This is a genomic window from Rosenbergiella gaditana (assembly GCF_018494065.1).
GTDB lineage: Bacteria > Pseudomonadota > Gammaproteobacteria > Enterobacterales > Enterobacteriaceae > Rosenbergiella > Rosenbergiella gaditana.
Map to the genome: position 1 here is coordinate 39,510 of NZ_JABBFR010000011.1, position 13,766 is coordinate 53,275.

14 protein-coding genes are annotated in these 13,766 nt (G+C 45.0%); 10 read left to right on the forward strand and 4 right to left on the reverse strand.

Annotation, left to right across the window (positions count from 1 at the left end; genetic code table 11):
* Window positions 1-3: 3 nt before the first annotated feature.
* Both mlaE and mlaF read right to left on the reverse strand, forming a co-directional pair.
* Entirely contained in the window at window positions 4-786 is a 783-nt protein-coding gene (gene mlaE / locus HH682_RS09365) for a lipid asymmetry maintenance ABC transporter permease subunit MlaE (RefSeq protein WP_214237305.1), read from the reverse strand.
* A 3-nt stretch (window positions 787-789) separates the two neighbouring features.
* On the reverse strand, window positions 790-1,605 hold the full coding sequence (gene mlaF / locus HH682_RS09370) for a phospholipid ABC transporter ATP-binding protein MlaF (protein WP_214237306.1): 816 nt from the start codon (window positions 1,603-1,605) through the stop codon (window positions 790-792).
* Window positions 1,606-1,810: 205 nt separating this feature from the next.
* Here mlaF and HH682_RS09375 point away from each other — a divergent pair, with 205 nt between their 5' ends.
* The 10 genes from HH682_RS09375 (at window position 1,811) to npr (ending at window position 9,489) form a co-directional block, all read left to right on the forward strand.
* Window positions 1,811-2,794 carry a calcium/sodium antiporter gene (locus tag HH682_RS09375; RefSeq protein WP_214237307.1) on the forward strand — a complete coding sequence of 328 codons (984 nt, stop codon included), beginning with the start codon at window positions 1,811-1,813 and terminating at the stop codon, window positions 2,792-2,794.
* 10 nt (window positions 2,795-2,804) lie between these two features.
* Window positions 2,805-3,791 carry an arabinose-5-phosphate isomerase KdsD gene (gene kdsD, locus HH682_RS09380; RefSeq protein WP_214237308.1) on the forward strand — a complete coding sequence of 329 codons (987 nt, stop codon included), beginning with the start codon at window positions 2,805-2,807 and terminating at the stop codon, window positions 3,789-3,791.
* A gap of 17 nt (window positions 3,792-3,808) precedes the next feature.
* The gene (gene kdsC / locus HH682_RS09385; RefSeq protein ID WP_214237309.1) at window positions 3,809-4,372 is read left to right on the forward strand and encodes a 3-deoxy-manno-octulosonate-8-phosphatase KdsC; all 564 of its coding nucleotides are present in this window, start codon (window positions 3,809-3,811) and stop codon (window positions 4,370-4,372) included.
* Entirely contained in the window at window positions 4,369-4,932 is a 564-nt protein-coding gene (lptC, locus tag HH682_RS09390; protein ID WP_214237310.1) for an LPS export ABC transporter periplasmic protein LptC, read from the forward strand. Before kdsC ends, lptC begins: the two co-directional genes overlap by 4 nt.
* Entirely contained in the window at window positions 4,916-5,467 is a 552-nt protein-coding gene (gene lptA / locus HH682_RS09395) for a lipopolysaccharide ABC transporter substrate-binding protein LptA (RefSeq protein ID WP_214237311.1), read from the forward strand. The genes lptC and lptA overlap by 17 nt, the downstream gene beginning before the upstream one ends.
* A 5-nt stretch (window positions 5,468-5,472) precedes the next feature.
* Window positions 5,473-6,198 carry an LPS export ABC transporter ATP-binding protein gene (lptB, locus tag HH682_RS09400; RefSeq protein WP_214237312.1) on the forward strand — a complete coding sequence of 242 codons (726 nt, stop codon included), beginning with the start codon at window positions 5,473-5,475 and terminating at the stop codon, window positions 6,196-6,198.
* Window positions 6,199-6,241: 43 nt separating this feature from the next.
* On the forward strand, window positions 6,242-7,675 hold the full coding sequence (gene rpoN / locus HH682_RS09405; RefSeq protein ID WP_214237366.1) for an RNA polymerase factor sigma-54: 1,434 nt from the start codon (window positions 6,242-6,244) through the stop codon (window positions 7,673-7,675).
* A gap of 159 nt (window positions 7,676-7,834) precedes the next feature.
* A complete protein-coding gene (gene ptsN / locus HH682_RS09410) occupies window positions 7,835-8,320 on the forward strand; it encodes a PTS IIA-like nitrogen regulatory protein PtsN (RefSeq protein WP_214237313.1) in 486 nt (161 codons plus the stop codon).
* 46 nt (window positions 8,321-8,366) lie between these two features.
* Window positions 8,367-9,227, forward strand: a complete 861-nt coding sequence (rapZ, locus tag HH682_RS09415) for an RNase adapter RapZ (RefSeq protein ID WP_214237314.1) — start codon at window positions 8,367-8,369, stop codon at window positions 9,225-9,227.
* Window positions 9,217-9,489: a PTS phosphocarrier protein NPr gene (gene npr, locus HH682_RS09420; RefSeq protein ID WP_214237315.1), complete on the forward strand. Its 273-nt coding sequence runs from the start codon at window positions 9,217-9,219 to the stop codon at window positions 9,487-9,489. The genes rapZ and npr overlap by 11 nt, the downstream gene beginning before the upstream one ends.
* Window positions 9,490-9,494: 5 nt before the next feature.
* Here the strand turns inward: npr and mtgA are convergent, their stop codons facing one another.
* Both mtgA and arcB read right to left on the reverse strand, forming a co-directional pair.
* Entirely contained in the window at window positions 9,495-10,217 is a 723-nt protein-coding gene (gene mtgA / locus HH682_RS09425) for a monofunctional biosynthetic peptidoglycan transglycosylase (protein ID WP_214237316.1), read from the reverse strand.
* A 729-nt stretch (window positions 10,218-10,946) separates the two neighbouring features.
* Window positions 10,947-13,274: an aerobic respiration two-component sensor histidine kinase ArcB gene (arcB, locus tag HH682_RS09430; protein ID WP_214237317.1), complete on the reverse strand. Its 2,328-nt coding sequence runs from the start codon at window positions 13,272-13,274 to the stop codon at window positions 10,947-10,949.
* Between the last annotated feature and the right edge of the window lie 492 nt (window positions 13,275-13,766).

Consider the following 13,766-nt stretch of genomic DNA (forward strand, 5'->3'; position numbering starts at 1 on the left):
ACCTTAATTCCCAAACATCAGTGCGGTGAGCACAAAATCTAGCCCAAGGACTGCCAACGAGGCATGCACAACGGTTCGTGTTGTTGCACGGCTAATCCCTTCAGAAGTCGGTGTGGCATCGTAGCCATTGAACAGCGCTATCCACGTCACCGTGATAGCAAAAACGATACTTTTGATCACGCAGTTGACTAGGTCGGTCTGAAAATCGACACTACTCTGCATCGCCCCCCAGAAGAAACCCGCATCAATACCTTTCCATAGGACGCCGACTAAAGCCCCGCCTAGGATCCCCACGGCAGTAAACATGATGGAAAGAAGCGGCATACTGATGACACCCGCCCAAAAACGTGGGGCGACCACTCTACGCAGTGGATCCACCGCCATCATTTCCATACTGGATAGCTGTTCGGTGGCTCTCATTAAGCCCACTTCGGCAGTTAATGCTGATCCTGCGCGGCCAGCAAATAATAATGCGGTCACCACTGGCCCTAATTCTCGGAGTAGCGAGAGCGCAACCACCATGCCTAAACTCGTTTCGGCTCCATAGGTTTTCAATACCATATAGCCTTGAAGGCCGAGTACCATACCAATGAAAATACCGGATACGAGGATTATCAATAATGATAAAACCCCTAGACTGTAGAGCTGTCGGAGTAATAAACGGCCTTGTTGTAAAGGTTCAGGTTTACCAATAATGGCGTGGAACAGCATTAATCCGGCGCGGCCAAACGCCTGGCAGCGTGCAATTCCCCAGCGCCCAAGCCTCGCAAATACAGTTAATACCATGGTTTAAACACTCCTCGTTCCAACTAAATCTGTCAGATAATCTCCGGCAGGATAGCGGAAAGGTACCGGCCCATCAGCTTCTCCATCGATAAACTGTCGAACTTGCGGATTATCATTCGCGCGTAAGTCAGCCGGCGTTCCTTGGGCAACAATACGCTCCCCTGCCACGATATAAGCATAGTCAGCAATACTTAACACTTCGGGCACATCATGCGAAACCACGATACAAGTCACCCCTAAGGCTTGATTAAGCTCGTCAATCAACTTCACTAACACACTCATAGTGATGGGATCTTGTCCGACAAAAGGTTCATCGAACATGATTAAATCTGGCTCTAAGGCGATTGCGCGCGCGAGTGCAACGCGGCGAGCCATCCCGCCTGATAACTCTGCCGGCATCAGGTTTTCCGCTCCCCGTAAGCCCACTGCTTCCAATTTCATCATGACAGTTGTATGCAGTAATGCTGGCGGTAATTGCGTATGTTCACGTAACGGCCATGCCACATTGTCGTAAACGGTCAAATCGGTGAATAATGCCCCCGATTGAAAGAGCATACTCATTTTTTTTCGGGCTTGATAAAGCTTACGTCTTGATAGGGTCGGGATATTCTGGCCATGAAATAATATCTGTCCAGAATCGGGGGTTAACTGGCCACCAATTAAGCGTAACAAGGTGGTTTTACCAATTCCCGATGGCCCCATAATCGCGGTGACTTTCCCTTCAGGAACCGTTAACGAAATATTATCGAAAATAGTCCGGTTTCCCCGCTTAAACGACATATTACGAATATCCACAATGGGAGTTTGCAACTGCACCATAACGACCTCATTTCATGGATAGTGGTGATTAAGGCTAGCGTAATTTTAGCTAGATGAACGAATTCTACCGAAAGGAAAAAAATTTTTTTAATTAATTACGGCTTAAAATTTACTTTTAGGCAAAGTACCTTCAAAATTCTTAAAAATTAACCCGCTAAACGCTGCCATAACCCTCTCTTTTGTTTGCGCTTACCAAGGAATATTGATGTTAATCTCAGCCATGCTATTTATTGTTGGCTTAATTTTGCTCGCATATGGCAGTGATCGATTAGTCTTTAGCGCAGCGGTGTTAAGCCGCATGATGGGAATTTCTCCCTTGATCATTGGCGGAGTTATCGTTGGACTGGGTACTTCACTCCCCGAAATCATTCTCTCTTTTTCAGCATCACAACAGGGATTGAGGGAGTTAGCCGTCGGGCTTGCGCTAGGCTCAAATATTACCAATGTTTTATTAATTCTAGGTATTGCTCTGGTACTCCGCCCCATATCCCTATGCTCGGCGTTATTACGTCATGAATTACCTTTGATATTATTGGTGACCCTGCTCGCGGGTCTCGCACTGGTCAACCATCACTTAACCGTTTGGGATGGCGTAGCCCTGCTATTCGTCGCCATAGTGTACCTTTATGGCATGCTACATCTGATTAAACGAACCTCAACCGTTACGCCCGACCAACTCACCCGAGAACAACTTTCTGTCTTACCCGACCAGCAAATCTCTTTCACCGTTGCGCTATTATGGTTGGGTGTTGCGCTAATTCTATTACCTATTGCAACCCGTATGATTGTTGATAACGCCTTGGTGGTGGCAGATTTTTTTGGATTAAGCCAACGAGTTGTCGGACTTCTTTTCTTATCAGTAGGGACCAGTTTACCCGAATTAGCAACCGTTATTGCAGGCGTGACCCGTGGACAACAACATTTAGCAATAGGGAATTTAGTCGGCGCGCATATTTATAATCTCGCCATTGCTTTAGGATTACCTGCTGTACTCGACCCTGGCATAATTTCCGAAAAAACCGTTAATCACGATTTTTGGCTAGTATTTATCGCCAGTTCACTATTAACTTTACTTTGCCTTAACCAAAATAAAATTAATGGGCGTATCATAGGGGTAATACTGCTAACTGGATTTTTAGTCTGGGCATTTTGGCTATGCTGTCCACTAATGCCAGCGATGACATCTTAAGGATAATACTATGGGTTTTCAGCCTGAACAAAAAAACATCAATTTTATTGATGCGGGCAAGAAAGTGCTGCGTATTGAGCGAGAGTGCTTAGAGCAACTGGAAGAATTTATTAATCAAGAGTTTGCCATCGCCTGTGAAATGATTTTCCGCTGTTCGGGAAAAATCGTTGTAATGGGAATGGGAAAATCTGGTCACATTGGGCGAAAAATTGCTGCCACGCTAGCCAGTACCGGTACCCCGGCTTTTTTTGTTCATCCTGGCGAGGCCAGTCATGGCGATTTAGGAATGATTAGCCAAAATGATATCGTATTGGCGATTTCCAACAGTGGAGAATCACAAGAAATCCTTTCCCTGATCCCTGTAATTAAGCGATTAGCTATCCCTTTACTCTCCATGACAGGTAGGCCTGAAAGTACTATGGCGCGTGCTGCACAAGTGCATCTTTGTATTAAGGTCCCTTTTGAGGCTTGTCCATTGGGACTCGCCCCTACCAGTAGTACGACAGCCACCTTAGTCATGGGTGATGCCCTCGCGGTTGCCTTGTTAGAAGCAAGAGGATTCACGCAAGAAGATTTTGCGCTGTCACATCCAGGCGGGGCTTTAGGGCGAAAACTACTGCTTCATGTCAGTGATATTATGCACTCGGGCGATGAAATCCCCATCGTAACGGAACAGGCCTCCCTGCGAGATGCGCTTTTTGAGATTACGCGAAAAAAAATGGGAATGACCGTGATTATCCATGCTGATGGGCACATTGCCGGTATTTTTACGGATGGTGATTTACGCAGAGTGATCGATATGAATATCGATCTACAATCTACCCCTATCGCTCAAGTAATGACTCATGGGGGGGTTCGCGTACCTCCACAGATATTGGCGGTGGATGCACTGAATATCATGCAACAAAAAAATATTACCTCTCTACTCGTTGAGGAGCAGGGAAAGTTGATGGGCGTTGTACACTTGCACGATATGCTGCGTGCTGGCGTTGTATAAACAGGACAAATTATTTAATGAATGTAGAAAGCCATTTCGACTCATGCTACGGCCCCATTTCCCATGACGTTATGGAACGCGCAGCGGAGATAACCCTTCTGATCTGTGATGTGGACGGCGTTATGTCTGATGGCAATGTCTATCAAGGAAATTCTGGTGAAGAACTCAAAGCCTTTAATGTTAGAGACGGCTATGGGATTCGCTGCCTGTTAACCAGTGAGATTGAGGTTGCGATTATTACTGGGCGAAAAGCAAAATTACTCGAAGACCGTTGCGCCACCCTCGGTATCCAGCATTTATATCAAGGGCAATCCAACAAAGTTATTGCCTATCAGCAGTTATTGGAAAGTCTTCAGTGCGCACCACACCAAGTCGCTTACATCGGAGATGATCTGATCGATTGGCCAGTCATGAAGCAAGTGGGATTAAGTGTTGCGGTTGCCGATGCTCATCCGCTGATTCAACAACGTGCACACTACACAACAGGTATTGCCGGCGGACGGGGCGCAGTCAGAGAACTTTGTGATATCATCCTTATGGCACAAGATAAATTTGAACAAGCCGAAGGGTTATCAATATGAGTAACGCGCGTAAATGGATAATAGGTCTTCTCGCGGTGATCGCACTGGTTCTAATCGGCTGGAATATTACTTCATCGGATAATAGAAATACGTCCAAGGCCGTTAACGATCAATCCCCGACCTATACCAGTGAAACATCGAAAACGACTGTCTATAATCCACAAGGGACTTTGGCGTACCGGTTAGTATCAAAACAAGTCGAATATTATGACGCACAACAACTGACTTGGTTTACACAACCCGAACTAACAACGTATGACGATACAAAGCGTGCTACTTGGATATTAACCGCCGATAAGGCAAAACTCACGCAAGACAGAATGCTCTATCTTTATGGGCATGTTGTCGTGCAATCTCAACTTTCAGACTCGCGCTTACAACGTCTTACTACTGATACCGCCCAAGTTAATTTAGTGACCCAAGATGTCACCTCTAATGATAAAGTGAATCTTCAAGGCATTGGATTTGAGTCTAACGGAATGAAATTACGCGGTAATTTACGCGCTAAAACAGCCGAGTTGCTTGAAAAGGTAAATACTTCTTATGAAATTCAAAAATAAATCTTCATTAAATCTGCTTCTAGCTAGCGGATTGCTCGCGCTGAGTCTCCCTGCATTAGCCGTTACTGGCGACTCAGATCAGCCTGTTCATATCAACTCTATTAATCAATCCTTGGATATGGACGGTAATATTGCCACCTTCACCGGTAATGTCGTCATCACGCAAGGGACAATTAAGATCCAAGCCGATAAAGTCGTGGTCACTCGCCCTGGTGGTGATAGCAAGAAAACCTTAGTCGATGCTTACGGTAACCCAGCAACGTTCTACCAAATGCAAGACAATGGTAAACCGGTTAAAGGTAGTGCCAGCAAACTTCACTATAATTTAGCCGCTGACTCAGTCGAACTGACGGGCAAAGCCCACGTTCAACAGCTTGATAGTAATATCAATGGTGATCGCATTACTTATTTGGTTAAAGCGCAGAAAATGCAAGCTTCCAGCCAAGGCCAATCAAAACGTGTCACTACGGTGTTGATTCCGTCTCAATTACAGGATGACAAAAAATCCTCCACCCCTAAAACCAGAGGTCAATAAGTCCTATGGCAACGTTAACTGCAAAAAACTTAGCGAAGTCTTACAAAGGCAGACAAGTGGTGGGCGATGTCAGCCTAGACGTCAAATCGGGTGAAATCGTCGGCTTATTAGGGCCAAACGGTGCAGGGAAAACCACGACATTCTACATGGTTGTCGGCATTGTCCAGCGTGATGCCGGGCGAATCATTATTGACGATGAAGATATTAGCTTGCTGCCTTTACATGCGCGCGCACGTCGTGGGATAGGTTACCTTCCGCAAGAAGCCTCAATCTTCAGACGGTTAAGCGTTTATGATAATTTAATGGCCGTGTTACAAATTCGCGACGACCTGAATAATGAACAGCGTAAAGCGCGAGCCGAAGAGCTTTTAAAAGAGTTTCATATCGAGCACTTAAGCAAGAGCTTAGGCCAATCATTGTCCGGTGGTGAGCGCCGTCGCGTAGAAATCGCTCGTGCATTAGCAGCTAATCCTAAATTTATTTTATTAGATGAACCCTTTGCAGGTGTTGACCCGATCTCGGTGATTGATATAAAAAAGATTATCGAACATTTACGTGATAGCGGCCTAGGTGTATTGATTACAGACCATAACGTGCGAGAAACCCTCGCGGTGTGTGAACGTGCCTATATAGTAAGCCAAGGACAACTGATCGCTCACGGCACTCCAGAAGAGATTCTCGAGGATGAGCAAGTAAAACGGGTTTATTTAGGAGAGGAATTCCGACTGTAGTCTCAGGCTGTTTTTTTACTTTCTGGCAATTGGGTCTATGATGATGAAACAAAGTCTGCAATTCAGACTCAGCCAGCAGCTGGCGATGACTCCACAGCTGCAGCAGGCGATTCGCTTGCTGCAGCTCTCTACTCTTGAGCTGCAACAAGAACTGCAACTCGCCTTAGAGAGTAATCCATTGCTTGAGCAAACCGACTCTCTCTCGGAGATTGATGCGGTAGAAGATTCAGAAAGTGCCTCGCTCGATACGCGTGAAGCTTTAGAGCAGCATGATATGCCATCTGAACTTCCTCTTGATACCGAATGGGATTCTATCTATACCGCGGGCACCCCTTCCGGTACAGGGAATGATTATCATCAAGATGAACTGCCCGTGTACCAAGGTGAAACCACACAATCTCTTCAAGATTACCTGACGTGGCAAGCAGAACTAACACCTTTTACCGAAACAGACCGCGCGATAGCCACCTCGATTATTGATGCTATTGATACTACTGGATATCTCACCCTTCCACTTGACGATATCTTAGAAAGCTTGGGTATCGATGACTGTGATATTGAAGAGGTCGAGGCAGTTTTAAAACGTGTCCAACACTTTGATCCGATCGGCGTTGGCGCACGCAACCTACAAGAGAGTCTACTGATACAGTTATCACAATTCTCAGCCGATACACCTTACCTCGTTGAAGCGCGTAGTATTATTCAACAACACCTCGACCTCCTCGCCAATCACGATTTTAGAGGTTTGATGCGGGTAACCCGGTTAAAAGAGGAGGTACTGAAAGGGACTATGCAACTGATTCAATCACTGGATCCTCGTCCAGGTCAGTCGGTAAACACCGGCGAGTCAGACTACGTTATCCCTGATGTATTGGTCAAAAAAATTGGCAAAAAATGGGAAGTCGACCTCAACTCGGACAGCCTACCGCGCCTAGGAATCAATCAGCACTACGCATCAATGAGTGGCGGATCCACTAACGAGATTGATAATCAATTTATCCGTAGCCACCTACAAGAAGCCCGTTGGTTAATTAAAAGTGTGGAAAGTCGTAACGAGACCCTACTTAAAGTCTCTCGTTGTATTGTCGAACAGCAGCAAGCTTTCTTTGAGCTAGGAGAAGAGCATATGCGTCCGATGGTATTAGCCGATATTGCCGAAGTTATAGAGATGCATGAGTCGACAATTTCGCGAGTCACTACACAGAAATTTTTACACAGCCCCCGAGGCATATTCGAGCTTAAATATTTCTTCTCAAGCCATGTCAATACGGATAATGGTGGAGAAGCCTCATCGACGGCCATTCGAGCGCTAGTCAAACGCTTTATTGCCGACGAAAACCCGGCTAAGCCACTCAGTGATAGTCGACTGACCACCTTACTGTCTGACCAAGGGATTATTGTCGCCCGCCGAACTGTTGCAAAATACCGTGAATCCTTGACTATCCCTCCCTCAAATCAGCGGAAACGATTAGTCTAAGCATATTGCGCAACGTTTATAAAAAGCGCATAGTGATCTTAGCTATGTAAATTATTTGCCTGCATTAAGTGTTCTGTTACCATGCAGGCCAATCAATGATCGTCATTAACCACGGTGTATGTGTCTGGCTCATCGTCAAACCGTCAGCAAGTGAATACTATGAATAGCGACCTCCCTTTAGAATTAGGTAATGTGCTAACGCTTGATTGCACACGCAATAATGTTAACTGCCAAAGTAAAAAACGAGCGTTAGAGATAATTAGCGAGATTGCGGCGAGCCAGCTTAATCTGCCTCATCAACTTATCTTTGAAACGATTCTCAATCGTGAAAAGATGGGGAGTACTGGAATTGGTGGTGGGATCGCCATTCCTCACGGTAAACTTGAGCAAGATACGTTACGCTCAATCGGCGTTTTTATTAAGCTCGAACACCCCATTGCTTTTGATGCTGTGGATAATCAACCCGTCGATCTGCTTTTTGCACTATTGGTTCCTGCAGGACAGTGCAAAATACATCGTCATACACTATCGTTAATCGCTAAACGCCTAGCGAATAAAGCCGTCTGTAGACAACTTCGTCAAGCCGAGAGCGATGATATGCTCTATCAAATTTTGATGGGCGGTGTGGAAGATGAAGAGTTATAACCCCTAACCCAGATTGACTCGTAAAGGTTCGCAGGAGAAAAAAGTCATGGCACTGATGATCGTCAGCGGTCGTTCCGGCTCGGGTAAATCGGTTGCGCTACGCGCATTAGAGGATATGGGGTTCTATTGCGTCGATAACCTCCCCGTTGAACTCTTACCGGGACTTGCGGCAACCTTAGCCAAAAGAGAGATTTCTGCTGCGGTGAGTATCGATATCAGGAATATGCCAGAGTCGCCGCAGCTATTTGAAGCCGTATTAGATCGGCTCGAGTTGGAATTTTCTCCTCAACTTCTGTTCTTTGATGCCAATACCAATACGTTGATCCGTCGCTATAGCGATACCCGCCGACTGCACCCTTTAACCGCGCGTAATCTCTCGCTGGAAGATGCCATTCAACACGAGTCCGAGCTGCTCGAACCTTTACGGTCCAGAGCCGATCTTGTTGTCGACACGTCAGAAATGTCGGTCCATGAACTCGCTGAGATGTTACGCACTAGGCTTTCAGGCAAGCCTGAGCGAGACCTCACTATCGTGTTTGAATCCTTTGGCTTTAAGTATGGTTTACCCGTCGATGCAGATTATGTGTTCGATGTAAGATTCCTTCCTAACCCTCACTGGGATGCAAAACTTCGCCCGATGACTGGATTGGACCGTCCTGTCTGCCAGTTTTTGGAACGCCATACGGATGTCCATCAGTTCATTTACCAAACGCGTAGCTATCTAGAATTATGGCTACCGATGCTGGAACGGAACAACCGTAGCTACCTTACTGTAGCAATAGGCTGTACCGGAGGAAAACACCGCTCCGTCTATATTGCCGAACAACTCGCCGATTACTTTGCCTCTCGCGGTAAAAATGTTCAACGTCGACATCGTACCTTGGAAAAGAAAAACCATGACCGTTAAGCAAACTGTTTCAATTCAAAATAAGTTGGGCATGCATGCGCGTCCTGCAATGAAGCTGTTTGAATTAGTTCAGAGCTTTGATGCTGACGTCCTATTGCGAAACGAGGCGGGTACCGAGGCTGAAGCAAACAGTGTCATTGCCCTACTGATGTTGGATTCAGCCAAAGGAGGTAAGATTGAGGTTGAAGCCAGTGGCCCACAAGAAGCTGAAGCCCTGCAGGCCGTCGTAGAACTCTTCGCCTCAAGGTTCGACGAAGAGTAACCCTTTTAGTTAAGATGATGCTGTGTTAAAAAAGACTGCCCACCCAGTTGGTGCATTTGACGCATAATCCATTGCTGTCTCATTTGTATATAGCGTGAAGGGGTTTGTGCTTTATAGCGCAAAGGTGAAGGGAGTACTGCAGCGAGTAGAGCGGCTTGCCCTTCTGTCAGTTGCCTAGCCGGCTTATGGAAATATGCTTGCGAAGCGGCTTCCACCCCAAATATTCCTGGACCGAATTCAGCCACATTAAGATACACGGTGAGAATTCGCTTTTTACGCCAAATCGCCTCAATACCGAGGGTCATACCGGCTTCTATCGCTTTACGCATCCAACTTCGACCCTCCCACAGAAACATATTTTTGGCCGTCTGTTGTGATAATGTTGAAGCCCCACGTAAATGAGTCTCTCCTTGCTGCGTCAACACCGTTTTGACTGCCCCAATATCGATCCCCCAATGCTCAGTAAAACGCTGATCTTCGGACGCAATAACGGCTAAAGACATCCAAGGAGATATTTCATCGATACCTACCCAATCAGAATGCGCACGGTATGCAAAGTTCCCTGATGCCCAAGCACCGATTTGTCGCTCAGCCATCACGGCGGAGAAAGGTACCGGAAGAAAAGTCCATAATAAAACAGCTAATAACCAGAGCCCTATGCAGGCCAGACAGCATCGAAGTAAGGCCTTTTTTATCGAACTTAACCTTGTTGTACGTTTTGATTTCATTGTCTACGGTCGTCCTAGCAGGGAGTCGTCAATTTCCAATTGACCCATTATAAAAGATTAGCGGTTCTTCGAGGTATCCCTGCCATCAACTTTCACATTGGAAAAAAGGGAACGATTCCATCGATGCATGAATCAACCGCCTGTAGAGAGACAATCTGCAAAATATGAGGAAAGTTTAAGCATATTGAATTAAATGTCGCCAATGGGAAGTTCATTTGGTACACTTTCAATTAACAATTTAGTAACCTTACAGCTCATATTCTGATCTACTTCATCAAAAGAGAGCGTTTGCCGATCATTTCGCTGAGAAAGGTTAACTGTTTTTATAAATTTTATATTTCAATGCTTAAAATCATTAGCAAAATATATCTATTTTCTAAGCTTAAAAGGTTTAACCTTGAAAATACTCGTCATTCTTAGGTGAAAAGAGTTGCCTACCTTGTATATCCCTTGATAGTATAAGGTTATTAGGCATTAGCAAGGCTTGAGTATCTAACAAATAGTGCTCAAAAATGCTTTTTCAGCCGTTTTCACATTAAATGCATTACTTATGCTAATGTTTTCTAGAAATCGGTACCATTTGTTTGTTACAGTAGTGCCCAGTACCCAATACCACTAAATAGCAACGCGATTACTCTCAAAAACGAATAATTTTTAGGCTATTTAGTTTATTTTCCCTGGTGTTGGCGCAATCTTCGCGCACCCCGGTTTATCCGGGGTAATTTTTCTCTAAGATTGTCTACTCAACCACAACTTCAATACTTCAATATCGTTCTTCCAACTGCTGTGTAGTTCATCTACCCAATCTTGAACATTATCCCACCATGCGGGTAATTCAGGTGACTGTATCTGTTGAGCAACCTTCTGCAGATGCTTAAGACCAATAGCCCCTGCTGCCCCTTTAATTTTGTGCCCCTGTTCAGTAATCTCATTTTGATCGCGCGCCAACATGTTGGAATCGAGCACCTCAAGATAGTCCGGCATCATTTTCTCGAACATGGCAAGCCCATCGCGAATAAGAGATGGGCCGACTAAACTTAAGTACTGTTCTAACATTTCTGTATCGAGCTTATCGCTGGACTCCGGCATGAGTGGCGTGACCGGTTCACAAGCTTCACTCGCATGGGGATCCCAGAACTGTTTGATCGTGGCCGTTAGAGCGGGGACTGAAAGCGGCTTGCTTAATACCCCGTCAAGTCCAGCATTGAGATACTCGCTTTTATTCTTTAAAACATTAGCGGTTAATGCGACTAGCGGAGGCAGTTGTTGGGCAGTGAAACGTTGTTTTAACTCTCTTGCTACCTCTAATCCCGTCATATCCGGCAGTTGGATATCAAGTAAGACCATATCAAACTCATCAGGCTCGAACAGATCTAAAGCCTGTTGTCCCGTCATCGCCACCTCAATGGAACAGCCTAAATTTTCGAGTACTGAGCGCGCAACAACGACATTTAGCTCAATGTCTTCGACGAGTAGAATATGTAGAGCCGGTAATAGCCACTCCTCTTCTTCCAGCGTTTCAGACGCTTCACTAACAATCTCTGGTGCACAGACATCTAGTGTAAAACATGCCCCATGGTGAGGTTCACTCTCGACGCGAAGACTTCCTCCCATCGCTTCAGCAATACGGGCGGACACCGCAAGACCAATCCCGGTTCCAGTCGCCGGTTTACCACCATGCTCATCTTCAACTTGATAATACATTGCAAAGATCTTGTCCTGTTCAGATTGAGGAATACCTATACCCGAATCTTGAACTGCGAACGTAAGATGCTGTGATTGATAACTGACACGGATAGAGATTTCCCCTTCTTTAGTGAACTTGACCGCATTACTGATCAAATTCCACAAAATCTGGCGCAGACGGGTCCCATCAGTCAGTACAGTTTGTGGCAAGAGTGCATCCGCCTGCATCGTAAATATCAGTCCTTTGGGTTGGACCAAGAGCCCTGCTAAATTTTCAAGATCGGCGATAAAATCTGTAAAATTGATCGGCTGGCGATCCAGTTTAATATTCTGACGTTCGATTTTATCCATCTCGATAACGTCGTTAAAAATATTCCCCAAAGTGATCGCAGAAACATGGATGGTTTTCAAATAATTCAACTGATCATGATCTAACTGGGTATCTAATAGAATCCGGCTTAATCCGACAATACCGTTCAATGGTGTTCGCAGTTCATGGCTGATGGTAGAGATAAAGGTTGTTTTATCACGGCTAGCATTTTCTAACGCTTCTTGGTAACGCTTACGCTCGGTAATATCTCGGCCAAAACCCATTAAGCCGTTGCGCTTACCTATACGGTCGTAATAGGGCACCTTACGGACTTCAAAGCAGGACTTTTTACCGTCAGGGTAATGTAGCCATTGCTCATAGGTGAGTGCGATATTATGACGAAATACTTTTTCATCGGTGGCCAAGATTTTCTCCGCCGCCTCCGGCTCGTAGACATCTTGCGGGGTTAACCCAATAAGTTGCTGTTCACTTTTTCCGGTTAATAGCTCCAATGCACGGTTACAACCTGAAAATTGACGATCAATGTTGCGGTAAAACACTAAGTCGGGCGAAGCATCTAAAAAAGAACGCAAAAATGAGGATTGTTGCTCCAACTCGGTTTGCGCTTTGATCCGGCCTTCCATCTCTTCTTCTAACTTGAGGATTGCGCGCTCACGAGCTTGTTCAGCATTACGCCGTTCAGTAATTTCTTGGTTAAGTTGCGTGATGGTTTGTTGCATCTGTTGATTGAGCTGTAAATCGCGATCACGCATCTCTTCTAATTTATCCACCAATCTCGCCAAGCGCTGACGAGACTCTTCTAGTTGATCAACCACCACCGAGAGAAAATATACTGCCCAAGGCGTGATTAATAACCCAAAGAAGATAGAGCGTACGACATCAATTGATTCGACATGACCATGCAGGAGAAGGGTTACCGCCATTTGCACAATCATCGCCAATACCACTAACGCGGAGGCGAGAAGAAGGGAAAAACGAACGAGGCCAAGTTTGACCATTAAATCAACGTAATACTGCGCTAGTAGGCGAATATGTTTCATAACCACTCCATCGTCGAGGAGTTAACATAATAGCGTAAAAATAAAGGGGGTAAGCAGAAGATTAGCGTATGAATTTAAATGCTAATCATTTTCATTTAAATTCATAATATTTGTGTACATTGCAGGATTCGTACAGTGAATAAAATAAAAAAAACTACAATGATTAAAATAGTCGAAAAATACCTTTAAAGTCGATTAATCGATATATATCACTGATATTTTACTATGTAACAGAATGCATAGCTCAATTTCGGGCTGCACCATAGTGATACAGCTCACCTAAAACCACTGCACCATAACAATGCAAATCGAATGGAATTAGATAAAAAGTAAATATAATCATTATGATACAACAAAATCATCAATGAAACATTTGTTACCTTATCAATTTGACCTCGGTCATAATTCCCGATAAGTTGGAATTAAACTGGTAACTATCTGTGCGGAGTGCACTATTCCCGCTAAATTTTCAGTAATTAAACGTTCCCTGCT

Excerpts from the sequence above, each read along its gene's own strand:
- mlaE (WP_214237305.1), bottom strand. The coding sequence starts at position 786 with ATGGTATTAACTGTATTTGCGAGGCTTGGGCGCTGGGGAATTGCACGC.
- mlaF (WP_214237306.1), bottom strand. The coding sequence starts at position 1,605 with ATGGTGCAGTTGCAAACTCCCATTGTGGATATTCGTAATATGTCGTTT.
- HH682_RS09375 (WP_214237307.1), top strand. The coding sequence starts at position 1,811 with ATGTTAATCTCAGCCATGCTATTTATTGTTGGCTTAATTTTGCTCGCA.
- kdsD (WP_214237308.1), top strand. The coding sequence starts at position 2,805 with ATGGGTTTTCAGCCTGAACAAAAAAACATCAATTTTATTGATGCGGGC.
- kdsC (WP_214237309.1), top strand. The coding sequence starts at position 3,809 with ATGAATGTAGAAAGCCATTTCGACTCATGCTACGGCCCCATTTCCCAT.
- lptC (WP_214237310.1), top strand. The coding sequence starts at position 4,369 with ATGAGTAACGCGCGTAAATGGATAATAGGTCTTCTCGCGGTGATCGCA.
- lptA (WP_214237311.1), top strand. The coding sequence starts at position 4,916 with ATGAAATTCAAAAATAAATCTTCATTAAATCTGCTTCTAGCTAGCGGA.
- lptB (WP_214237312.1), top strand. The coding sequence starts at position 5,473 with ATGGCAACGTTAACTGCAAAAAACTTAGCGAAGTCTTACAAAGGCAGA.
- rpoN (WP_214237366.1), top strand. The coding sequence starts at position 6,242 with ATGAAACAAAGTCTGCAATTCAGACTCAGCCAGCAGCTGGCGATGACT.
- ptsN (WP_214237313.1), top strand. The coding sequence starts at position 7,835 with ATGAATAGCGACCTCCCTTTAGAATTAGGTAATGTGCTAACGCTTGAT.
- rapZ (WP_214237314.1), top strand. The coding sequence starts at position 8,367 with ATGGCACTGATGATCGTCAGCGGTCGTTCCGGCTCGGGTAAATCGGTT.
- npr (WP_214237315.1), top strand. The coding sequence starts at position 9,217 with ATGACCGTTAAGCAAACTGTTTCAATTCAAAATAAGTTGGGCATGCAT.
- mtgA (WP_214237316.1), bottom strand. The coding sequence starts at position 10,217 with ATGAAATCAAAACGTACAACAAGGTTAAGTTCGATAAAAAAGGCCTTA.
- arcB (WP_214237317.1), bottom strand. The coding sequence starts at position 13,274 with ATGAAACATATTCGCCTACTAGCGCAGTATTACGTTGATTTAATGGTC.